General features: G+C 40.8%; 26 protein-coding genes. 12 read left to right on the top strand and 14 right to left on the bottom strand.

Features of this window, described 5'->3' with window-relative positions; all coding sequences use genetic code 11:
• Window positions 1-444 precede the first annotated feature (444 nt).
• The 3 genes from H6G75_RS09620 to H6G75_RS09610 all read left to right on the top strand — a co-directional run bounded on the left by H6G75_RS09620 (window position 445) and on the right by H6G75_RS09610 (window position 4,532).
• On the top strand, window positions 445-1,488 hold the full coding sequence (locus H6G75_RS09620; RefSeq protein WP_190979718.1) for an aspartate-semialdehyde dehydrogenase: 1,044 nt from the start codon (window positions 445-447) through the stop codon (window positions 1,486-1,488).
• 140 nt (window positions 1,489-1,628) lie between these two features.
• Window positions 1,629-2,513: a 4-hydroxy-tetrahydrodipicolinate synthase gene (dapA, locus tag H6G75_RS09615; RefSeq protein WP_190979717.1), complete on the top strand. Its 885-nt coding sequence runs from the start codon at window positions 1,629-1,631 to the stop codon at window positions 2,511-2,513.
• Between the two features lie 243 nt (window positions 2,514-2,756).
• Window positions 2,757-4,532 carry a ribonuclease J gene (locus H6G75_RS09610; RefSeq protein WP_190979716.1) on the top strand — a complete coding sequence of 592 codons (1,776 nt, stop codon included), beginning with the start codon at window positions 2,757-2,759 and terminating at the stop codon, window positions 4,530-4,532.
• A 47-nt stretch (window positions 4,533-4,579) separates the two neighbouring features.
• On the opposite strand, the gene H6G75_RS09605 is transcribed toward H6G75_RS09610, so the two are convergent.
• The 6 genes from H6G75_RS09605 to H6G75_RS09580 all read right to left on the bottom strand — a co-directional run bounded on the left by H6G75_RS09605 (window position 4,580) and on the right by H6G75_RS09580 (window position 9,735).
• The gene (locus tag H6G75_RS09605) at window positions 4,580-4,780 is read right to left on the bottom strand and encodes a hypothetical protein (RefSeq protein ID WP_062293132.1); all 201 of its coding nucleotides are present in this window, start codon (window positions 4,778-4,780) and stop codon (window positions 4,580-4,582) included.
• Between the two features lie 48 nt (window positions 4,781-4,828).
• Window positions 4,829-6,340: a peptidoglycan-binding protein gene (locus tag H6G75_RS09600; protein ID WP_190979715.1), complete on the bottom strand. Its 1,512-nt coding sequence runs from the start codon at window positions 6,338-6,340 to the stop codon at window positions 4,829-4,831.
• Window positions 6,341-6,678: 338 nt separating this feature from the next.
• Window positions 6,679-7,149: an SH3 domain-containing protein gene (locus H6G75_RS09595; RefSeq protein WP_190979834.1), complete on the bottom strand. Its 471-nt coding sequence runs from the start codon at window positions 7,147-7,149 to the stop codon at window positions 6,679-6,681.
• A gap of 144 nt (window positions 7,150-7,293) precedes the next feature.
• The gene (locus H6G75_RS09590; RefSeq protein WP_190979714.1) at window positions 7,294-8,805 is read right to left on the bottom strand and encodes an AAA family ATPase; all 1,512 of its coding nucleotides are present in this window, start codon (window positions 8,803-8,805) and stop codon (window positions 7,294-7,296) included.
• 160 nt (window positions 8,806-8,965) lie between these two features.
• A complete protein-coding gene (locus tag H6G75_RS09585; RefSeq protein ID WP_190979713.1) occupies window positions 8,966-9,394 on the bottom strand; it encodes an HNH endonuclease in 429 nt (142 codons plus the stop codon).
• Window positions 9,391-9,735 carry a hypothetical protein gene (locus H6G75_RS09580; protein WP_190979712.1) on the bottom strand — a complete coding sequence of 115 codons (345 nt, stop codon included), beginning with the start codon at window positions 9,733-9,735 and terminating at the stop codon, window positions 9,391-9,393. The genes H6G75_RS09585 and H6G75_RS09580 overlap by 4 nt, the downstream gene beginning before the upstream one ends.
• A gap of 131 nt (window positions 9,736-9,866) precedes the next feature.
• On the opposite strand from H6G75_RS09580, the gene H6G75_RS09575 reads away from it, so the two are divergent.
• The 7 genes from H6G75_RS09575 (at window position 9,867) to H6G75_RS09545 (ending at window position 14,035) form a co-directional block, all read left to right on the top strand.
• Window positions 9,867-10,157: a type II toxin-antitoxin system Phd/YefM family antitoxin gene (locus tag H6G75_RS09575; RefSeq protein WP_190979711.1), complete on the top strand. Its 291-nt coding sequence runs from the start codon at window positions 9,867-9,869 to the stop codon at window positions 10,155-10,157.
• Window positions 10,141-10,491, top strand: a complete 351-nt coding sequence (locus H6G75_RS09570) for a type II toxin-antitoxin system RelE/ParE family toxin (protein WP_190979710.1) — start codon at window positions 10,141-10,143, stop codon at window positions 10,489-10,491. Before H6G75_RS09575 ends, H6G75_RS09570 begins: the two co-directional genes overlap by 17 nt.
• A 140-nt stretch (window positions 10,492-10,631) precedes the next feature.
• Window positions 10,632-11,195, top strand: coding sequence for a peptide deformylase (gene def, locus H6G75_RS09565; protein WP_190979709.1), 564 nt, complete (start codon window positions 10,632-10,634; stop codon window positions 11,193-11,195).
• A gap of 10 nt (window positions 11,196-11,205) precedes the next feature.
• Window positions 11,206-11,409 carry a hypothetical protein gene (locus H6G75_RS09560; protein ID WP_062293148.1) on the top strand — a complete coding sequence of 68 codons (204 nt, stop codon included), beginning with the start codon at window positions 11,206-11,208 and terminating at the stop codon, window positions 11,407-11,409.
• Between the two features lie 365 nt (window positions 11,410-11,774).
• The gene (locus tag H6G75_RS09555) at window positions 11,775-11,975 is read left to right on the top strand and encodes a hypothetical protein (RefSeq protein ID WP_190979708.1); all 201 of its coding nucleotides are present in this window, start codon (window positions 11,775-11,777) and stop codon (window positions 11,973-11,975) included.
• Between the two features lie 309 nt (window positions 11,976-12,284).
• Complete coding sequence (locus tag H6G75_RS09550) at window positions 12,285-13,028, top strand: dienelactone hydrolase family protein (RefSeq protein ID WP_190979707.1); 744 nt, start codon at window positions 12,285-12,287, stop codon at window positions 13,026-13,028.
• Between the two features lie 104 nt (window positions 13,029-13,132).
• The gene (locus H6G75_RS09545; protein WP_190979706.1) at window positions 13,133-14,035 is read left to right on the top strand and encodes a S1 RNA-binding domain-containing protein; all 903 of its coding nucleotides are present in this window, start codon (window positions 13,133-13,135) and stop codon (window positions 14,033-14,035) included.
• A 66-nt stretch (window positions 14,036-14,101) separates the two neighbouring features.
• Here the strand turns inward: H6G75_RS09545 and H6G75_RS09540 are convergent, their stop codons facing one another.
• Window positions 14,102-14,587 (bottom strand): hypothetical protein, encoded by a 486-nt coding sequence (locus H6G75_RS09540; protein WP_190979705.1) that lies wholly within the window; start codon window positions 14,585-14,587, stop codon window positions 14,102-14,104.
• Window positions 14,588-14,745: 158 nt separating this feature from the next.
• On the opposite strand from H6G75_RS09540, the gene H6G75_RS09535 reads away from it, so the two are divergent.
• Together H6G75_RS09535 and cysC are read left to right on the top strand one after the other, a co-directional pair.
• Window positions 14,746-14,958 (top strand): helix-turn-helix domain-containing protein, encoded by a 213-nt coding sequence (locus H6G75_RS09535; RefSeq protein ID WP_062293164.1) that lies wholly within the window; start codon window positions 14,746-14,748, stop codon window positions 14,956-14,958.
• Window positions 14,959-15,022: 64 nt separating this feature from the next.
• Window positions 15,023-15,574, top strand: a complete 552-nt coding sequence (gene cysC / locus H6G75_RS09530; protein ID WP_190979704.1) for an adenylyl-sulfate kinase — start codon at window positions 15,023-15,025, stop codon at window positions 15,572-15,574.
• Between the two features lie 19 nt (window positions 15,575-15,593).
• Here the strand turns inward: cysC and H6G75_RS09525 are convergent, their stop codons facing one another.
• The 7 genes from H6G75_RS09525 to H6G75_RS09495 form a co-directional block, all read right to left on the bottom strand.
• On the bottom strand, window positions 15,594-16,688 hold the full coding sequence (locus tag H6G75_RS09525; protein WP_190979703.1) for a glycosyltransferase family 1 protein: 1,095 nt from the start codon (window positions 16,686-16,688) through the stop codon (window positions 15,594-15,596).
• A gap of 39 nt (window positions 16,689-16,727) precedes the next feature.
• Window positions 16,728-17,579: a glycosyltransferase family 2 protein gene (locus H6G75_RS09520; protein ID WP_190979702.1), complete on the bottom strand. Its 852-nt coding sequence runs from the start codon at window positions 17,577-17,579 to the stop codon at window positions 16,728-16,730.
• Entirely contained in the window at window positions 17,576-18,652 is a 1,077-nt protein-coding gene (locus tag H6G75_RS09515) for a glucose-1-phosphate thymidylyltransferase (protein ID WP_190979701.1), read from the bottom strand. The genes H6G75_RS09520 and H6G75_RS09515 overlap by 4 nt, the downstream gene beginning before the upstream one ends.
• A gap of 5 nt (window positions 18,653-18,657) precedes the next feature.
• Entirely contained in the window at window positions 18,658-19,542 is an 885-nt protein-coding gene (gene rfbD, locus H6G75_RS09510) for a dTDP-4-dehydrorhamnose reductase (protein ID WP_190979700.1), read from the bottom strand.
• Complete coding sequence (gene rfbC, locus H6G75_RS09505) at window positions 19,535-20,089, bottom strand: dTDP-4-dehydrorhamnose 3,5-epimerase (protein WP_199337786.1); 555 nt, start codon at window positions 20,087-20,089, stop codon at window positions 19,535-19,537. Before rfbC ends, rfbD begins: the two co-directional genes overlap by 8 nt.
• A gap of 134 nt (window positions 20,090-20,223) precedes the next feature.
• Window positions 20,224-21,402 carry a glycosyltransferase family 2 protein gene (locus H6G75_RS09500; protein ID WP_190979699.1) on the bottom strand — a complete coding sequence of 393 codons (1,179 nt, stop codon included), beginning with the start codon at window positions 21,400-21,402 and terminating at the stop codon, window positions 20,224-20,226.
• 147 nt (window positions 21,403-21,549) lie between these two features.
• Window positions 21,550-22,236, bottom strand: a complete 687-nt coding sequence (locus H6G75_RS09495) for a class I SAM-dependent methyltransferase (RefSeq protein WP_190979698.1) — start codon at window positions 22,234-22,236, stop codon at window positions 21,550-21,552.
• Between the last annotated feature and the right edge of the window lie 45 nt (window positions 22,237-22,281).

Below are 22,281 nucleotides of genomic sequence, written 5' to 3'. Positions count from 1 at the left end.
AGTAAACTTGTTAGGGCTGTTTACCCAACAAGTCCCAGTTTCATCATTTAGCTTGGTAGTTGACTTGCTTGGCTGAATGCCACTTGGATCATAGTACATTGATGATTTGCCTCAAACCTAGTCATGGTGAAGGCACAACATTTGTTAACTTACACATCAAGAATCCTCATAGGTGATCTTGATTTGCTAGACGTTTTTTCCTGCGCCGTAATTTGTTGTAGAATAATATATACTTTTTTAGTTGGTAGAAAATTTACTGGGCAGTTATAAAATATTGTAAATTTTTCATATATTTATTAAGATATATAACCCAAAAATTAACCTACCGTGATTAAAAAGCTGAAATAAAACAAAGAATTATTCAAAATCTGCTATTGCTACTGCCATAAATTTCAGTTTCAAAACATTACTCATTCACCTCTTAAATGAAGGGAGGAAGTTCATTTGTCTAAAACATATCGTGTAGCTATTTTGGGTGCGACTGGTGCTGTCGGTACAGAGTTGCTGGAATTATTAGAAAGCCGAAATTTTCCACTGGCAGAATTAAAATTACTGGCATCTGAACGCAGCGTGGGGCGATCGCTTAAATTTAAAGGAGAAGATTTATTAGTAGAACCGGTTAGCGATCGCGCTTTAGAAAATGTAGATTTGGTATTAGCCAGTGCTGGCGGTTCCACATCCAAAAAATGGGCTCCTGTAGCAGTTGCAAAAGGCGCAGTCGTCATTGATAACTCCAGTGCTTTTCGGATGAACCCCGAAGTGCCTTTAGTTGTGCCGGAAGTGAATCCCCAAGCCGCAGCCGCCCATCAAGGCATTATCGCCAATCCCAACTGCACGACAATTTTGATGGCAGTGGCAATTTGGCCATTGCATCAAATTCAACCAATAAAACGGATTATTGCTGCCACCTATCAATCAGCCAGTGGTGCTGGTGCCAAAGCAATGGCAGAAGTGAAGACGCAAGCGGCTGCTATTCTCCAAGGACAGGAACCAGTTGCGGAAGTTCTGCCCTATCCTTTAGCATTTAACTTATTTCCTCACAACACCCCCATTAATGATTTTGGGTACTGTGAAGAAGAAATGAAAATGGTGAATGAAACGCGGAAGATTTTCGGCACCCAAGAAATTAGGATTAGTGCAACTTGTGTACGGGTTCCCGTACTTCGCGCCCATTCCGAAGCCATTAACCTAGAATTTGACACTCCATTTAGCCCAGATACCGCCAGAGAAATCTTAAGTAATGCGCCAGGGGTAAAACTAGTAGAAGATTGGCGAGCAAATCATTTCCCCATGCCCATAGAAGCAACTGGTCGGGATGAAGTGTTAGTGGGGAGAATTCGTCAGGATATATCTCATCCCTGCGGCTTAGAACTGTGGCTTTGTGGCGATCAAATTCGCAAAGGCGCAGCTTTAAACGCCGTACAAATTGCAGAATTATTAGTGGAAAAAAATCTGCTCAGATCAGCAGCAGCTTATGTTTCTCAGTAGTTTTGTGTCATCAGTCCAACAAGTATGACAACAAACAAATGAGTGCATCACTCTTGAAAGTAATTGGCGAATAAGCTATTACATTATAGAAAACCACCAAGATAACAAAAACCAAGCAGGTAATCAGGAGAAAAACGAGGGTGGGAGATTTTGGTAGAGTTTTAACCGCTATGATCACACCGTTTAAACCAGACGGTAGTGTCAACTATGGTGTAGCGGCAGAACTAGCAGCGCATCTAGCTAACAACGGGACAGATACGTTGGTGGTATGCGGTACAACAGGAGAATCCCCAACCCTAACTTGGGAGGAGGAATACCAGCTATTTTTGGAAATATTGCAGGCTGTATCTGGCAAAGCCAAAGTTATAGCAGGATGTGGTTCCAATTCCACCAAAGAAGCGATCGCAGCTACCCAAAAGGCGGCTAAAATAGGAGTAAACGGTACATTACAAGTTGTACCTTATTACAATAAACCGCCCCAAGCTGGTCTATATCAACATTTTCAGGCAATTGCCCAATCTTGCCCTGACACTCCCGTGTTGTTATATAACGTTCCTGGTCGTACCGGTCAAAATCTCAGTGCCGAAACCGTTGCCAAATTAGCAGAAATTGATAATATTGTTGGAATAAAAGAAGCCAGTGGTAATTTAGACCAGGCAAGTGAAATCCGTCGCTTGACATCACAAGAATTTCAGATTTACGCTGGAGATGATTCCCTTACCTTGCCCTTGTTAGCACTGGGGGCAACAGGAGTAGTCAGTGTGGCTTCTCATCTGGTAGGAAACCAACTACAGCAGATGATTCAAGCTTTTAGTGCGGGAAAAATTGCAGAAGCTAGAGACATTCATCTCCAACTCTTCCCGTTATTTAAAGCTTTATTTATCACTACAAACCCCATTCCCATTAAACAAGCACTCAAACTTCAAGGTTGGGAGGTTGGTTCAACTCGTCCGCCCCTATGTGATGCTGACTCAGAAATAAGCCAAAAACTGGAGGCGGTGCTTCAGAAACTGAATTTAATTTAGGCAGTATATGATTGGCAATTTGCCGCAAATCTATATATGAATAATGGGCAGATTTTCAGGATGCACTTTCCCAAACAGTGCTACCACTGCTCTAGATATTGACGATTTCGATTTTATTGCACCAAAAGTTGAAAATCTAAACGAAATTTGACTGCTTTCCCAGAGAGAGCCAGTGTTGTCTTTAATACAAGCTTGCTAACCTTCAATTTATTAACACTAAACCACAATCTAACTAAGGAGAAAATGGCTAGAAACGAAGCTGACTCCGCCCTAAAAATTATTCCTTTGGGCGGTTTACATGAAATTGGCAAAAATACCTGTATTTTTGAATACGACGATGAAATTGTTTTATTAGATGCAGGTTTAGCTTTCCCCACGGAAGCAATGCACGGTGTAAATATTGTCCTGCCTGATACGACATATCTCAGAGAAAACCGCGACAAAATCAAAGGGATGATCGTCACCCACGGTCATGAAGACCATATTGGTGGTATTGCTTTTCACCTGAAGCAGTTTGAAATCCCGGTGATTTACGGGCCAAGACTGGCAATGGCCATGCTGGAAGGTAAACTAGAAGAAGCAGGTGTACGCGATCGCACAGAGTTGCGTTCAGTAATGCCCCGTGATGTCGTGCGAATTGGTAAACATTTTTTTGTTGAGTACATCCGCAACACCCATTCCATCGCGGATAGTTTCACGGTTGCTGTTCATACTCCCCTGGGTGTCGTAATTCACACAGGGGATTTTAAATTTGACCATACCCCAGTTGATGGCGAAAAATTTGACTTGCAACGCTTGGCAGAACATGGTGAAAAAGGCGTGCTGTGCTTGTTGAGTGATTCCACCAACTCAGAAGTACCGGGCTTTACACCTTCGGAACGTTCTGTTTATCCCAACTTGGATCGGGTATTCAGTCAAGCCACTGGGCGATTGTTCGTTACCACCTTCGCCTCTTCCGTGCATCGCATCAACATGATTTTGCAACTGGCGCAGAAACATAACCGCGTAGTCACGGTGGTGGGGCGTTCGATGTTGAATTTGATTGCCCATGCCCGGAACTTGGGTTATGTCAAATGTGAAGATAACTTACTGCAACCACTACACATGGTTCGCAGCCTGCCAGATGAAAACGTGTTGATTCTCACCACCGGTTCTCAAGGTGAGACAATGGCAGCGATGACCCGTATTGCCAATAAAGAACATCCCCATATCAAAATCCGCGAAGGGGATACTGTCGTCTTCTCCGCTAACCCCATTCCTGGCAATACGATCGCAGTTGTCAACACCATTGATAAGTTGATGTTGCAAGGTGCGAAGGTTGTCTATGGCAGAGATAAAGGAATCCACGTTTCTGGTCACGGCTGTCAAGAAGACCAAAAACTGATGATTGCCTTAACTCGTCCCAAGTTCTTTGTCCCGGTTCACGGCGAACATCGGATGTTAGTGAAACACTCCGAAACTGCCCAAAGTATGGGTATCCCCGCCGAAAACATGGTGATTATCCAGAATGGAGATGTTATAGAACTAACAGAAAATTCTATCCGTGTTGGATCTCAAGTGCAGTCTGGGATTGAATTGGTAGATACTTCGAGTTCTGGTATGGTGAGTGCCAAGGTGCTGCAAGAACGGCAACGGATGGCAGAAGAAGGAATTATCACAATTGCGACTGCAATTGATTGGTCTGGTAAACTGATGGCTAAACCAGAAATCCATCTGCGGGGTGTTGTTACCAGTATAGAGCGATCGCTGATTCAAAAATGGGTACAGCAACGCATTGAAGAAATCCTCGGCGTGCGCTGGTCAGAATTTGCGGCTTTGGGCGGTGAGCAAGCGGATGTAGACTGGGGTGGATTGCAAGGAACGTTAGAACGAGAATTAGCACGTTCAATTCGGCGAGAATTGCAATGTCAACCAACAGTGACTTTGTTGATGCAAATTCCCGATGAACCAGAAACACCTGTGAAAGTTGCCGATGGCAGAAGAAGACGGACGCGGACGGCAGCGCAAGTGGCTTCTTAAGGACTGCTGAGTAAATAATATTTTAGAGGCGTTGCATTGCAACGCCTTTAAAATATTAATGGTCTGATTACTTGATATAACAAAACAATCACAATCGGGACGATAATCGGAATAGTTACGAGCAGTCCCCATTTATCAAAACGCAGTTTTTGTCCTTCCGACTTGAACAGCGCAATGACCGCAACTGCGCCCATAACTATCCAGACAACCCCGAAGATAATAAAGATCACAAATGCTGAGTCTGGCATTATTGTGCTGGTATTGGATCTGACAGTCTAGATACTAGACTAGCAATCTTAAAGAAATTGCACTTTGGCGTTTAAGCCTTTGGAACGTAACATTTTTGTGAGATTTTCGGCAACAGAGCGATCGCTAAATGCCCCAGCATTCACATAATTTCCTGACATAGACACATCTGGAAAAGCATTGGGAACAAAGCGACGCACTTTGTCGAGAGTATCGCTATTTTTCATTGGTACTGCTGCCACATAATAACGACTACTCACCGGACGATTTAGCGCCACAGAATTATCAAAACCTAATGCTTGCCAAGTTTGTGCATCTACTTTGCCAGTGGGATTTAAGCGATATTCCTTTTGAAATGCCACTACAGCCGCTTTAGTATATTCGCCAAACATCCCATCTAATGAGCGATTAAAATATCCTAATTCCGATAAACGTGTTTGGACTGCTTTGACATTTTCTCCCTTTGCACCCATTGAGAGAACTACCCTAGTTGGTTGATTAGAATATCTCGCTGTCCAGACTTGGCGCACCGCTTTTACAAGTTGGGCATCAATAATACCATCGGCTGTGAGTTTATTGTCTCGTTGGAACTCCACAACAGCATTTCTTGTTAACGTCCCAACAGTCCCAGTCGAATCGCCATAATAGTAGCCTAAATCTCTCAGTAATTTTTGTACATCCTTCACTTGCTGACTGGAAGTATTGGGGTTGCTAGAAACCGGAGGATTATATAGTGCATCCCAAGTTTGAGCATTTGCAACCCCAGTGGTGGGTAAACCTGCCTTGCGTTGAAAGGCAATAACAGCATTTTTGGTGATGCTTCTAAAATTGCCAGTGGGATTTGTCTTAAAGTAGCCTAAATCTCGCAAACGTTGTTGTAGTTTTGTGACTGCTGGGCCGCGGCTACCTTCCGCCAGAGTCGGATATTCGCCACCGACACTTAAATTACCTTGTAGTGCTTGGGCTGTTCTACTATCAAAAACTCCGTTAGCCGGAATTCGGGAAGCTTGTTGAAACCGGATGAGTGCTTGTTGAGTTTGTGAGCCAAAATAGCCAGTTTTAGGGCCGTTGAAATAGCCTAAATCGCGGAGGTTTTGTTGTAACTGAGCAACGGCTGTACCTCTACTACCAAAGCGCAATTGTCCATTGCTACTTTCATTGGGAGTTCCACTTTGGCATGATTGTTGTAAAGCTTGCTGAGTCTTAGCACCCACAATTCCATCAACAGCCAGCCCTCGCGCTTTTTGAAAGCTACTCACTGCTTGTCGAGTTAAATTCGCAAATCTGCCAGTTACAGGGCCATTAAAATAACCTAAATTTTTTAAGCACTGCTGAATATTGGTAACTACTGTACCACTGCTACCCACTTGCTGAAGGGCGAAAGTTTGGTCAGCTAGGTTTAAAATTCCGATAGTCAGTGCTACAGATAAAAGCCTCATTGCCACAGGGCTAGACAGTTTAGGCCACTGCCAAAATTTAAATTCTAATTTTATCGGTACAATCTCTATGTTTTCTGAGGCTTCGTAGGCTGAGGCGACATGAAGATAACCAATGGCTTCCATGATGTTTTCCCAAGTTTTCGGCTGATGACAATTCCCTGAGTACAAGAAAAAAGTATTTCGCTTGACTTTTGTCCTAAAGTGATGGGTTTGGCTATTTGTTTACATCACAAGGAGCAAACTGCTTTTCGGCAAGAGTGGAAAATTTTGATGTTAAAAATTAATTGGGTTGACAGGAATCTATAAAGTTTTTTGACTGCTAATTACGGTAACAAAGATATATAAAAATATACCACTTTCTATAAGTAATAACTGTGGCTTTTACTAAAAAAGTATAAAGATTAGAGAGCAGTAAATAGGTAGTAAGAATTAGTGAGTTCAGATGGGAATCATTTCTAACTTTAGTTAGTACGTTCAATGTTGCCAATTTTGACCCAACCTTCCTGGTCACTACCTTCTGTGCGAATCTTCACCCAAGTTTTATCGGGGTTTTCTTCTAAAACGATAATTTTTTGATTAAAAGTCACTCCACCAACTTTTTCGGCTGACTGATTTGGTTCGGCACGTAAACTCAAACCATCAGACCAGGTAACACGTCCTTGATAAGCGCCAGGGGGTAATTTTTCAGGAGATTTTGTTGGGGTTGGTGTGGAGGTTGGAGTAGTTTCAGGCTCAGGTGTGATGACAGAATCGTCTTTAGGTTCTTTGGTGGCTTGGTTTTTCAAAGAAGGATTATCATTGGCAAAAATCGGTTTATTGGGCGGTATGGCAGTTTGATTGATGAAATACAGCGCCACTGTCATACCTGTACCTAATAAAACGGCGATCGCTAAGATAAAACCTAGTATTAACTTGAGTAGACCAGAAAGCATAGTTACATTAATAGTCAATAGTCAATAGTCAATGGTCAACGGTGAATGGTCAATAGTCAAGTGTGAAGTATGAAAGGGAACATGGAACGCAATAGGGGTATATGTTTCCTGTTCCCTTTTTACTCCTATTCTCTATTAAATGCTTTAGCGTAACTTGCCGAAGGCATCACTTAGGGGGCTGTGTTTTGAGGCTAAACGCGCTCTCCCAGCCGCCGCCCATTCTTGGAGTTTTTGAATTTGTTCTACAGCCGTTCGCGCCAAGGGGATGATTTGGCTGGCGGCTTCTAAAATATCGTCGGTATTAAAATCACGGTTTTGGCTAAATCCAATGTGCATAGCTTCAATGAGAGTTTGCTCAATTTCCGCCCCAGAAAAATCGGGTGTTTCATAAGCTAATCTGTCAATGTCATAGCTTTTCAAGTTATGGGGGCGCAATCTGGATAAATGAACGTTAAAAATTGCTTTTCTTTCTTCTTGAGACGGTAAACCAACAAAAAAGATTTCATCAAATCGCCCTTTTCGCAACATTTCTGGCGGTAAGGCTTGAATGTCGTTGGCAGTCGCCACCACAAATACAGGTGAGGTTTTCTCAGCTAACCAGGTGATAAAAGTGCCAAATACCCTGCTAGTTGTACCTGCGTCACCTTTGCTACCCAGCCCCGAAAAAGCTTTATCTATTTCATCAATCCACAATATACAGGGGGCAAGGGCTTCGGCTACCTGAATCATTTGGCGTGTACGTAACTCTGATTCCCCGACTAAACCGCCAAATAACCGCCCTACGTCTAAGCGTAACAAAGGTAAGTGCCAGTGATGGGCGATCGCTTTGGCTGTTAAAGATTTTCCCGTTCCTTGAATCCCCACCAACAACAAACCACGGGGATGGGGTAAGCCATACTGACGCGCCCGTTCGGTAAATGAACCGCCACGCCTTAATAGCCAATCTTTGAGGTTATCCAATCCGCCAATATCAGAAATTTGCTCAGTGGCGGGGTAAAAATCTAGGATTTGGGTTTGGCGGATGGTTTGGCGCTTTTCTTCTAAGACTAAATCTACATCTTCTGGCTGTAATTCGCCGTGAGTTGCGATCGCTCTGGCTAAAACTCGCCGAATGCGTTCCATAGACAGCCCTTGACAAGAACGCACCAAGTCATCTAAAACCTTGCCAGATAGCGAGTTACCAGTCGTTTGCAGTAACCGTTCTATCTCGGTTTTAATTTCCGGCGCGGCGGGTAAAGGAAATTCCACAACCGTTAAAATTTCGGTTAAATCGTCGGGAATGGCGATGCGCGGCGATAATAAAACAATATTTTTGGGTTGCGATTTTAAAAGTCGGGCAAAATTGCGGAGTTTGCGGGCGATCGCCACATCATCTAAAAAACGATGGTAGTCTCGTAAAATGATGACGGCTGGTGCTGAAGCTGGTAATTTCTCTAAAAATTCCAAAGCTTGTAGGGGGTTGCGTCGTCCAAAACCGGCATCATTGGGGTTTCCTTGATAGCCATCAACAAAATCCCAAGTATAAACAGGGCGATTACCTTGATTGGCGGCTTCTTCCCGAATGGCTGCTTCTACCCGTTCTTCTTCGTAGGTGGGAATGTAAATTAACGGATAACGGGCGCGTAGCAACAATTTAAACTCGTCACGGAAGTTCATATCTAGCTGTTAGTTGTGAGTTGCTCTTGATGGCAATGTACAACTTTCTTTAGATAAAAGTTCAAGATAATTTATACTCCGAGATTTATGAAGCATTTTGCCAAAGCGATTATTAAATTGTCAAAGGGTTCTTTATTTAGAAGAAAAGCGATCGCCCTAGTCAATCCAACTCTGGTGGATGTTCACCCAATTTAACCCACATTGCCCTTGCCCGAACCAAGGCTTTTCGATTCATCTGTAATGCTTCAATTGTGGCTCGACCAATTGCTGTCAGTCCATTCATTTGTGTCCTACTCTCATCCCAAGCAAAATGTTCCTGCCAAACTTGCTCTTGGGGATGAAATAACGCAACTGTTTCGCCACTTTGCGGATCGATAGCAGACTGGCGATCGGCTTTATAGCGATTACAAGATGGACAGGCAAAACAAAGATTCTTAAATACCGTCTCCCCACCAACCGAAAGAGGGCGAATATGCTCAAATTCAAAAGTCATTGCCGTTAGAAACTCTGCTGTTCGACAATAGGCACAGCACTCGCCAAAGCACTCGCGGATTTGTCGCTGCAACTCAACCCGAATATAAACACTCACGCTGCTGTTTTACTCTTTTCCAAGCAGTTCAGCGTATACCTAGCGCGAGTTTTAAGAATTGTTAATTGATCTGCTTTCATCAACAAATCATCTAACTCAGCAACCTCATCGGTGCAGAGCAATGATGCTGCATTTCTCGCTACTAAATCATCCAAACGTGTTTGCTCGATTACAGCCAATTTACAACTTGCTAGTGCTTTTAACTCATCCACACTCAAACCAACCAAACACTCATCATCCAACCCTAATGGATTAGCAAGCCGAGAATAAGTATTCCAGTCCAATAAAACCCCAACTCGTTCCCCCTGCTCATTGGTTATGTATTGTACTGGTTTGGACATATAAAAAATATTGAGAAAACAATGTAATCCTATCTTAGCAATCAACTCTCGTTACTGATACATTGATCCACAACTAGACAAAGAATTTTCAAATAATTATCATAAAATTATTCGTCTACTCAGCAGTAGCTATGTCTTTTAACCTCCGCAACATTCATCCTTTATCAGACTTTCAACGAAGCGCCAAAACCTTTTTAAATACCCTGAAAGACACCCAAGCACCTATAGTTTTGACGGTGAATGGTAAAGCCGCAGTCGTTGTTCAAGATGCTGAAAGCTATCAACGCCTGCTAGAACGCATAGAACTTTTAGAATCTCTAGCCGGAATTCGCAAAAGTATAGATGAATTTGAGCAGGGGCGAGGTATTCCTTTGGACGAAGCATTTCAGCAATTGCGCCAAAAGTATGACATACCGGATTGAAATCTCACCCACCGCCAAAGCAGATGTTGAAAACATTTTTTTGTGGATGAAAGATTACTCAGTTGATCAAGCTCATCGGTGGGTTAGAGGTTGCTACGAAATTATGCTAACTTTGGAAAATTTTCCGAATCGTTGCTCGCTTGCGATCGAAAGCCAGTACCTGAATCTACCTGTGCGCCAATTAGTGTATAAAAAACAATACCGAATTCTATTTACAGTAATTACAGAAAACGACCAAGATAACCAGGGTATCGTGCAGATTCATCGAGTTCTACGTGCTGCCCAAGAGCAATTGCAAGATTTGTCACAATTGCTTGGTGATGATGAGATGTAGCAAGAAAGATATTTGAGACTTTTAATTAACCAATCCAAAATCTCAAGTGATGTCTCACCTTGTAGTACAATCGCCTATCTAACTCAGATTGATAGAATTAAGTTAGTTGGAATTTGCACAATTGAGCCATTGAAATAATCATGCCCTCTGAAATTGCTGTTGAGAAAAAAAAGTTAAAAAATCCGCCACTGAAGCTGCACTATCTGGGCGATCGCGCGTTGCGTCAACCAGCCAAACGTATTACCAAAATTGATGACGAACTGCGCCAACTGGTACGCGAAATGTTGCAAACTATGTACAGCAGTGATGGCATTGGTTTGGCTGCACCCCAGGTAGGCATTAATAAACAACTGATTGTGATTGATTGCGAACCAGATAACCCCGCAAATCCGCCACTGGTATTAATTAATCCAGTAATTAAACAAGTCAGCAAAGACATCTGCGTTGCTCAAGAAGGCTGTTTGAGTATTCCGAATGTTTACATGGATGTGAAGCGTCCTGAAGTCGTGGAAATTGCTTACAAAGATGAATATGGCCGTCCCAAGACATTAAAAGCTGGTGACTTACTGGGACGCTGCATTCAACACGAGATGGATCACCTCAACGGTGTAGTCTTTGTTGACCGTGTAGAAAATTCCTTGACTTTGGCACAGGAGTTATCTAAAAATGGCTTCTCGTATCAAGCCGTGAAACCAGTAGCATAGGGGACTAGTAGTGTATTTAACTCCAAAAAGCGGTTTATTTCTCGGTGCGTCTTGCATAACAGCGATCGCCGCCGTCGGTTCGGTGTTTGAACTCAGTTATGGACAGCCAGATTTAGGCTTTGAAACCACTGCAATTATCTTAGGATTAAGTATTCCACTAACAGGATTATTTTTTATTGCCGCAGTGAGGGACGCAAGGGCTAACATAAAATAAGCATCAGGTATATAAAAAAGGTAAAAGGATGACCAAAATCAAAGTTCACCCTTTTACCTTTTATTTTTCTACCTCAACCTGTCAGCCTTAACCTCTACCTGGATTTCTCACAAGAGAGAAATCCAGGGGTGTGGAAAGGGTGGGAGGTTTGGGAAGATGGTGAAGAAATCTTTCCCCCCACACTTCCCACACTCCCCACACCCCCCACACTCGCTACCCATACGTGAGAAATTCGGGTCTAGCCCCCAGCCTCTAACCTCTAGCCTCTATTTCCAAGTTTGGTAACTCAGCACTCAATACTTTTGAAGTCAACAGGTAAAATTTATTTTGTGGGTAGGAAAGCCCTAATTCGAGAGGAATCGACTGTGGAACCTAAAATTAACTGCGCCCAAGCCTGCGTCAATGGTTGTATTTTAGGGGATAAATGCCCCAATATCGAGTTTAGAGAAGCAGCCTCACAATTTATCCAAGAGACTTCTTTAGACGAAATGCTGGCGATCGCGGAAGAACGTCTACGTAAAAAGATGACAGAACCGCCAAAATGGGTGCTACCAGAAGACGCTTAATTATTTAGCGATGAACTGAAATTCGCTCATCAGGGTCTTGTTTTCTGAGAGGAAATTGCTAGTGGCGCGGCAAGCCTTAAATGTTGCATGATAAATTTCTTGTGGGATGGGCTTCTAGCCCGTCCGGTGCGGGCAGGATGCCCACACCACAAGAGTTATTTTTATGCCCTATTTTAGCCTTGCCACGCCACTACGAAAATTTTATTTTTACTTTATAAATAACCAGAAGTGTTGATTAATTGATGGCAATAGCTTAAACATACTGGCATAGTTAAATCCAATAACTGTAGAGCATTCGGAGAAATAACTATGTCAGAACTAGCAATCAGCACTTCATGGGTGAAGCTTTCACCAAATAATCTGCAAATTTCGGCTTACTTGGCGCAACCACAAGAACCCGGTACTTATCCTGGAATTGTAGTTTTACAAGAAATTTTTGGTGTTAATAGCCATATTCGAGATGTGACTGAGCGAATTGCCAAGTTAGGGTATGTTGCGATCGCACCTGCACTGTTTGATCGGTTCGCTCCCGGTTTTGAAACGGGTTACACTCCACAAGATATTGAAGTTGGCAGAAAATACGCTTGGGAGCAAGCCACAGCATCACAATTACTCAACGATATTCAATCAGCCATTGATTATCTTAAAACTCTGCCGCAAGTCAAACAAAACGCTATTGGTTCTATTGGTTTTTGTTTTGGCGGTCATGTAGCTTACCTAGCGGCTACTCTCCCGGATATCAAAGCTACGGCATCTTTTTACGGTGCGAGGATTACTAACAGCACACCGGGAGGCGGCGCGGCTACTTTAACGCGGACTCCAGAAATTCCCGGCACACTCTACGCCTTTTTTGGGATGGAAGATCCCAGCATTCCCAAAGAACAAACCCAAGAAATTGAAGCAGAGTTAGAAAAATACAAAATTCCTCATCGTGTCTTCCGCTACGATGGAGCTGACCACGGATTTTTTTGCGATCGTCGTGCCAGTTATAATCCAACAGCTGCTGCTGATGCTTGGATTGAGGTACAACAATTGTTTAGTCAATTGAACTGAACGTCATTTGTCCTTGGTCATTGTTCATTGGTAATCACCAAGGACAAATGACCCACCTCAAAATTCAGTGGTCATAGCTAAATAACAATTAATTTTCATTAGTCATGAATTCCGAATCGAAACTTTCTCAAAAAGCCAATTCGTCGTTTACAATGGACGATTTTGCTCAAGCACTAGAAAAACACGACTACCAGTTTCAAAAAGGCCAGGTGGTTCACGGTAAAGTGTTCCAGCTTGACCCCGATGGTGCTTATGTTGATATTGGTGGCAAGTCGTCGGCTTATATTCCCCGCGATGAGGCTTCTTTGAGAGCTGTTACCGATTTATCGGAGGTACTGCCTTTACATGAAGAATTAGAGTTTTTGATTATCCGAGAACAAGATGCCGAAGGTCAAGTAACTCTTTCTCGCCGACAGTTAGAAATTCAACATATCTGGGAAAAAGTCGCGCAAATGCAAGAAAATTCCCAGACAGTAGAAGTCCGGGTAACAGGTGTGAATAAAGGTGGTGTCACCGTTGATTTTCAATCTTTGCGCGGGTTTATTCCGCGATCGCATTTAGCCGAACGTGATAACTTAGAAGCACTTAAAGGTAAAACTTTAACGGCTGGCTTTTTGGAAGTAGACCGCAACAATAAAAAACTTATTCTTTCTCAACGTTTAGCAACTCGTTCGAGTAATTTCAGTTTGTTAGAAATTGGTCAGCTAGTTGAAGGTAAAGTAACTGGCATTAAACCATTTGGAGTTTTTGTTGATTTAAATGGGACGAGTGCCTTGCTACATATTAAGCAAGTCAGCCAAAAGTTCATTGAATCTCTCGAAAAAGTTTTTCAAGTCGGTCAAACAATTAAAGCTGTGATTATTGACTTGGATGAAGGCAAAGGTAGAGTTGCGATTTCTACAAGAATTTTAGAAAATTTCCCTGGCGAAATCCTAGAAAATCTCGATGAAGTTATGACTTCAGCCGAAGCACGCGCTCATCGTGCAGCAAATAAAACTGCTGAATAGCTATCTCAAAGAGTCATTTGTCATGAGTCATTTGTAAATACAAATAACTCATGACAAATGACAGTATCAGCTTAATAAAGATTTTTCTAAGCGATAACTCTTTCTGAGTTCTTGCAAAGTTTCTTCTGTAAAGGCAAATTTAATTAAAGCAATTAACTCACCCCAACATTGCAAGTTATGTTCAGAAATAGCTTGCCAAAACTCATTGATAAAAAATTCTGTCCACCATTCAGGCGCTTGCTTTCTGTAAGCATAGTCATTTTGTTTACGCCACCGCCTGCGCCATTTCACAAACTCAGCAGGCTTAGGTGATTCTACGCCCAAAATCGGCGGAAAATCCGCATAACTCACAAACCTACTCACACCCTTTGCATGGATGTAAACTACATACCGCCAGCATTCGATTGTATGTATATCACCAAAGCCAATGCGAAACATCAAACAAATTGCTTCTTCAGTTACAAATCTTGCTAGTGAATTAATACATAACGATTTATGAACAATTTTTGATGCACGGATGACAAGTGTCCTGGGCTTGAGTGATGATACCATGAAAATATCTGTAACTTCGGTAGAATGAACCCTATCGGTGTTTACGGTATGCTTTTTGTAAACAATGCGATCGCCTTTCAGTTTTGCAGGCCGGAAGGCGGTCTTTTTATAGAGTATAATTATTAAAAGATTTATATCAGTCAGTTGTCAAGTGACTTATGGGAATGATTCGCCTCAAGATTCGAGAGTTTGCTGCGGAGAAAGGCTGGACACTGAAAGAAGTCTCAGACCGTTCTGGTGTAGTTTACAGCACTCTCAGAACTTACGCGCGATCGCCAGGATTAGCAACTGTAGATTTTACCGCCATTCAAAAGTTAGCCAGGACTTTTGATGTGATGATTGAGGAATTGGTGGAAGTTGTTCAAGAATAAAATTTCCGACTTCAGATTTTTCCTTAGTAATTGCTGCAATTTGGATCTTTATTCAAGCATAATAATGGAAAATTTAGGATTCACTTTGTGGTTTACAGGTCTTTCTGGTGCTGGCAAAACCACAATTTCACAAGGTGTAGCATTGGAGTTAAAAGCAAGAGGTTATCGTGTCGAAATCCTAGATGGGGATGTAGTAAGGACTCATCTATCACAGGGTTTAGGGTTTAGTAAACAAGACCGAGATATAAATGTTTGTCGCATTGGATTTGTTGCCAGTTTGTTGAGTCGTAATCAAGTTGTTGCTATTGTTGCAGCAATTAGTCCTTTCAGGAATAGCCGCGATCAAGTCCGACAGATGAATGATAACTTTATTGAGGTTTATGTCCAAGCATCTTTAGAGGTTTGTGAACAAAGGGATGTTAAAGGATTGTATGCTTTAGCAAGAGCCGGAAAAATCTCAGATTTTACAGGAATTGATAGCCCCTATGAAGAACCTTTAAATTCAGAAATTGTTTGTAATACTCAGCAAGAAAAGATTAATGAAAGTATTAATAAAGTTATCAAATATTTAGAAATTACAGAATATATTCTAGCCACTTCAGTTAGTAGTGCATAATAATAAGTTTGAATGCTATTTACATATAGCGTGCTAAAACTTCAGCAGTAGCTTTTCCAGTTTTTTCCCAACTAAATAAATTTGCTCTAGCCATACCTTGTTGAGAAAGTTGCGATCGCAATTCTGAATTTGTCGCAATCGATTGCATCGCCTCAGTAATTTCTGAAATGTTGTATGGATTAATCAAAATTGCTGCATCCCCAGCTACTTCGGGTAAAGAAGAAAGGTTCGAGGTGATGACTGGTGTACCGCAAGCCATCGCTTCTAGAACAGGGAAACCAAAGCCTTCCCACAGACTAGGAAACACCAGTGCGATCGCACCATTAATAATTTTTGGTAATTCTTGATAATCTACATAGTTGAGAAACTTGACTTGATGAGTGATATCTAATTCCTCAACTTGTAATTGTAAAATTGGGGTGTAACGTTCATCGGTGGGGCCTACTAACCATAGTTCATAATCTTGATGATTTGGGAGTGCGGCAAAAGCACTAATCAGGCGGTGTAAATTTTTATAAGGGTCTTGCCTACCAATGTAGAGAAAGTAATTGCGAGTTTGTAGATTTAGATGGCGAAAATGGGTGCGATCGTGCGCTAAGGAAATAGGAGTAATTTTACTAGCTGGAATTTTGTAAAAACTAACAATATCATCCGCTGTAGCTTGAGAATTACAAATAATATGCTGTGCTTGTTTTAGGACTTGGGGAACATAGTAACGATGATATGGCGTTAGTGGTGAAAAGCGTTTAGGAAAGCGCAACGGTATTAAATCGTGAGACATCACGACAAAACGACAGTTACTATATAGAGGTGCTTCCGGTAGAGGCGAAAATAAAAGTTGCGATCGCAGCTTGTAATAAATCTTTTGTAGCTGAAATTGAGTCCATATTAAACGACGAAAATGTCCTCTTGTCCCATCAGCCGGAGTGAGATTATTTGGTATAGAATAACAACTAAATTCACGGTAATTGTACGCAGTTAATAAGGTTGGATTTAGAGATTTTAAATAAGGAAAAAGGTTTTGGGCATAGTTACTGATGCCTGTTGGTTGAGCTAAAAGTATCGATAAGTTAATAATTAGCTGATGGGATGAGTCATTCTCTATTTTATTCATTCAAATATTGCTGCACAGGACAAGCTATTAACAATCACACTAATTCTGATGCGGATATCGCCTCACATAGATTAACACACCATTGATTTTTCCTAGTGCTACTTGTGGTTTAATCGGTAATACGAGTAAAGCATACAAAATTAGTCGAATTAATCTAACGATTTGTACTGCTTTATTTGTATATTTCTCTAATGTTAATAAATAGCTGTATGTGCTGTATTTAATTTTCAGGAAAATATTGCGATTAGTAATAGAAGAAGGCTGATGAATTACACTAATTTTTTTTGTGACTGCTACCAAATAACCTTGTTGGGCATAGCGTCTACAAAAATCAAAGTCTTCATAATAAAGAAAGTATGCTGGGTCAAATAAAGGTATTTCTGAGAAATTACCTAAGTTAATAATTAAACTACAGCCCGAAACCCAATCACAAGTAATGTAATCTTGCTCTGTATTTGTTAACAGGTCTTGGCTGAGAATAGCACCAGTAGCAGGAATAAAATTACCACCGCCAAACCAGACTTCACCTGTAGGTGTATAAATTATAGAACCAATAATTGATAGTTCAGAATGAGAATCAAAAAATATCTTGGCTGTTGCTAAAGAATTTTCTGCTAAATAAGCATCAGGGTTAATTATCCAAATAATTGCTTGCTTATTTTCTTGATAAATATATTTTATACCCAAGTTACAAGCCTGACCAAAACCAATATTAGTTTCAGCATGGATAATCTGCACACATTGATTTTTGAGACTATTAATCTCAGTATCATCAGGGGAATTATTGACAATAATGAGCTTATAATTACTGTGATTACTGGAGGGTAACGAATTAATTAATTTAGTTAACAGATTAGTCGAGTAATAGTTAACTGTTAAAAAGTAAATCATGTCAGTTCTATGTGACAATCATCACCAATCAAAAAGCGCAAAGCTTTAGGACGGCGAGGAGCAATTGTTAATTCTGCTCGTTGACCAATAACGCTATCAATAATCCTCTGGTCAATTCCAGCAATTTTAGCACCTTCTAAAATTACACTATGTTCTAAGTCGGTATCGATGAGGGTGGTGTTATTAGCAATGCTAGTATAAGGGCCAATAAAGCAATTTTCTAAATAACAATTACTGCCAATAATCACTGGCCCACGAATTGTAGAATTAATAATTCGAGAATTAGCACCTATTTGGATTCGCCCGATAATTTGGCTTTTCTCATCCACTTCACCTAGATTAGATGTCGTTAAATAAGTATCTAGAATTAAACGGTTAGCTTCTAATAAATCATCTTTTTTCCCAGTATCTAGCCACCAGCCGTCTAAATTACAAGCTAAAACTTGTTTTTGCTGATTGATTAAACATTGAATAGCATCAGTAATTTCTAACTCGCCTCGTTGGGAAGGCTGAATTAGAGAAATTGCCTGATGAATAATGGGAGAAAAGAAATAAACGCCTACTAGGGCTAGATTTGATGGGGGAATTTTCGGCTTTTCAATTAATTCTAAGACTCTGCCTGTATCATCAACCTTAGCTACACCAAAAGCACTAGGATTAACAACTTCACGTAAAAGAATTAACGCATCCGGTTGTTGTTGAATAAATTTTTCCAGAAAATAACTTAAATCACCTTGCTGAATCAAGTTATCACCCAGATACATAATAAAGGGTGAATCTGCTAAAAAGGGACGAGCGATCGCCACTGCATGAGCTAACCCGGCTGGCTGGTCTTGTAAAATGTAAGTAATCTTCGCTCCAAAAAGTTTGCCATCTCCGGTTTTGCTTTGTACTTCTTTCCCCGTTTCTGGGCTGATAATAATTCCAATATCTGTAATCCCGGCCGCCACCATTTCTTCAATTCCATACCATAGAATTGGTTTATTGGCAACGGGAACAAGTTGTTTTGCGCCTGTATAAGTGAGTGGGCGTAGACGTGTGCCTTTACCACCAGAGAGAATTAGTGCTTTCATAATGATCAAGATTTAGAGAGCCATTCTTTGAGCATGAGTCTCAGGCTGTGTCGCCAATAAGCTGGGTGAGTTCCTAAAACTTGTGATATTTTCCCACAAGCCAGCACAGCATAAGCAGGGCGACGGGCTAATGTGGGGTATTCGGCGGTGGTAATGGGGACAATATTCTGCACTGTGAGAGGAAGGCCTAATTGTTGAGCTTCTTCTAAAATCGCCACAGCAAAATCGTACCAGCTAATTACGCCACTGTTAGTGTAGTGGTAAGTGCCGGTAATTTCTGGTGTTAATTGTGGGATAATTTGGGCGATGACTTCAGCGATATCTCGCGCCCAGGTAGGACTACCAATTTGGTCTGTGACTACCTTGATTTCTGGTCGTTCTTTACCCAGCCGCAGCATTGTTTTGACAAAGTTACTTTTACCAAAACTGCCATAAACCCAAGCTGTGCGGAGAATAATGTGATGGGGAGTTGTTTGGGTAATAGCTATTTCTCCTGCAAGTTTAGTTTTCCCGTAAGTATTTAATGGGTTAGTTGCATCAGTTTCTTTGTATGGCTGACTTTGTTGACCATCAAACACATAATCTGTGGAAATATGAATTAAAAACGCTCCAAGTTTTTCACTTTCTTGGGCGATAATTTCGGGTGCGGTTGCATTTACTGCTGTAGCTAGTTCCGGTTCAGCTTCGGCCTTATCTACAGCAGTGTAAGCCGCAGCGTTAATAATGATTTTTGGTTGGATATCTCTGATGATTTGGCGCAGACTATCAGGTTGAGTCAGGTCTATTTCAGGACGTGCATAGGCGATGATTTTATGTTGCGGGGTCAAGATTTTTTGTAATTCTTGACCGACTTGACCGTTACTACCCAGCAATAAGATTGAATCATTCATAGACTTCTGCATTTTTAAATGCCAGACCGTTGCTATCTTTAGCTGATAATATTGGTGGTTCTTGGATAGGCCAATCTATAGCTAAATCTGGATCATTCCATAGGATAGTGCGATCGCCTTGGGGTGCATAGTAATCTGTAGTTTTGTAAAGCACCTCCGCCACTTCCGAAAGTACCAAAAAACCATGAGCAAAGCCTGGTGGTATCCACAATTGGCGTTTATTCTCGGCGCTGAGTTCATAACCTACCCATTGTCCGAAAGTAGGTGAACTTTTGCGAACATCTACAGCTACATCAAAAATACTACCAACCACAGCCCGCACTAATTTACCTTGGGGTTGAATGATTTGATAATGCAGACCGCGTAAAACATTTTTTTTAGAAAAAGAATGGTTATCCTGCACAAAGTTAACAGGATGACCAAGTTTATCAGTAAATTTTTGTTGGTTATACGATTCCAAAAAAAAGCCGCGTGCGTCAGCAAATACTTGCGGTTCGATAAGTAAAACATCAGGGATATTTGTGGGTAAGCAGGCTAATTCTATCAATTTTAAGACCTTATAAAATTACACTATGTTAGTTTTTCTGGCATAGCATTGTTATCAAATGAAGTTACCACAAAAGAATTTAAAAATTTAGTTTTAAATAAAAAATTACACTTTAATCGTCTAATAGTAATACTTCATCCTCGTTTTAAACCTAATACGCTCAAAAAGAAGCTCGAAAAAATTATTTGGACACCAAGAGCGATAGAAGTAACTGATGGAATGACTATTCGCATCGTTTCAGATGGTTTTAGCGGCCCAAAGAAATTTGCTTTCCAGATACTAAAGGCATAGATAGAGCCACCTATTCCTATCAAAAAGAGTATGATACCAATTAACAATCCTAACTCTAAGTTGATATAGCGAAATACTTTATTAAATCGTGAGTCTTCAGGAAGTAGCCCCTCGCTAATAGCGAAGACTTTGGTAAATATAGCGAAGGTAAAAGCCTGAAAGCCAACAAGAATCGCGATCGCCGCAAATAGTAGGGAATGTATATCAAAAATTCCTTTTGTTCCCGGTAAAAGCCACAGTCCGAACATCAAACCCAAAAGCATCAATACTAAACCAGGATACAGAAAAAGCCAACGTGGACTATACAGCAACAAAAATCTTAGATGCCGCCAACCATCTTGCCAAGTTCGTAAATGAGGAGGACGGGAACGACCATCAGGGGATAAAGTTGTTGGGACTTCAGCAATTCGCATTTTGTGAAGGCTGGCTTTAACAACCATTTCACTAGCAAATTCCATTCCTGTTGTCCTTAAATTGAGTTTTTCAATTGCAGCTTTCCTAAAACCTCGAAGCCCGCAATGAAAATCACTACAAGGGCTGTGGAAAAATATTTTTCCTATCCATGTTAGGACAGGATTTCCCAAATATTTGTGTAAAAATGGCATTGCACCTGGCTTTATACCACCTTTAAAGCGATTTCCCATCACTAGGTCATAGCCAACTCGAAGCTTTTCGATAAATGGAGTGAGCTTACTAAAATCGTAACTATCATCAGCATCGCCCATAATTATGTACAACCCCCTGGCCGCAGCAATACCGCCTCGAATAGCACTACCGTAGCCTTTCTCTTTAACAGAAACAAGGCGAACTCCCATTTGAGTAGCAATTTCTTGAGACCCATCTGTACTACCATTATCAGCAACAATAATTTCACCTGAAATTTTGTGTTGGGTTAAGTACCACTGCGCCTTTTTGATACAAATTTCCAGTGTTTCTGCTTCATTTAAACAAGGCATAACAATGGAAAGCTCAAGAGAAGGTATATCGGCATCGGCAGATTCAATTATAGTAATTGTTTCCATTTGTTAACATAAATATCTTGGTTTAATTAAAAAATCAATTAATGTTGCTTTCAAAGCATAAACTAATTGAATGAAACCAGAATATTCAGCTTGATAATTGGTAATTCTGGTGAAAGAAAAGCGGCAATCATAAACAATCAAATTGAGTTATGTTTCCCTACTTACATCAGGAACTTCTAGCTTGCTGACAAAGTGTAAAGTACTATCAAAGACAAAAGATAAAGGTTGGGGATAGAGATTAAGTTTAGAGACTGTCAATTCTGAGGAAAGTTGAGCATCAGAATACAAATCATGCCATTTTCTGTTAGATAAAAAATTGTATGGCAGATAAACACCGTATGCTCTATTACCTATCCAGTCCATGAGGTTTAAACGTATTCTGTCGTACCATGATTCGCACTTGTGGTCTTTGATGATAATAAATTTCCGGGATACTCTAACACACTCTTCTAATAAGATTGCAGGATTATCTGTGTGATGTAAAACATCAATTAACATTGTGAAATCAAAACTTTTATCTGCAAAAGGCAAAACCTTACCATCAAATTCTATGACATTTATCATTGCGTCTTTTCTTACAAGTACATCAACTCCGGTCAAATGTAAATTATGTTTCTTTGTCTGTATTAGTTTGGCAACTTCTCCACTTCCACACCCAACATCTAGTCCAGTTAATCCTTGATTATCGGGCAAAAACTTAGCAATTTGGCAGCTTAATATTTCGACTCTTCTATTGGCAATAATAAAAGAATGAAAAGGTTTAACTATAATTTTTGCTATTTTGTCCGCTAATGACGATCTTGAAGCTATTTTCTTGCTATTTTTTGAAGTCATAAATTCATAATTTTCCTTGATTAATGATGCTATTTCTCAGATTTT

It is taken from the genome of Nostoc sp. FACHB-280, assembly GCF_014697615.1.
GTDB lineage: Bacteria > Cyanobacteriota > Cyanobacteriia > Cyanobacteriales > Nostocaceae > Nostoc_B.
Note: the sequence above shows the minus strand (reverse complement) of the source record. Positions and strands in the feature narration are given on the sequence as shown.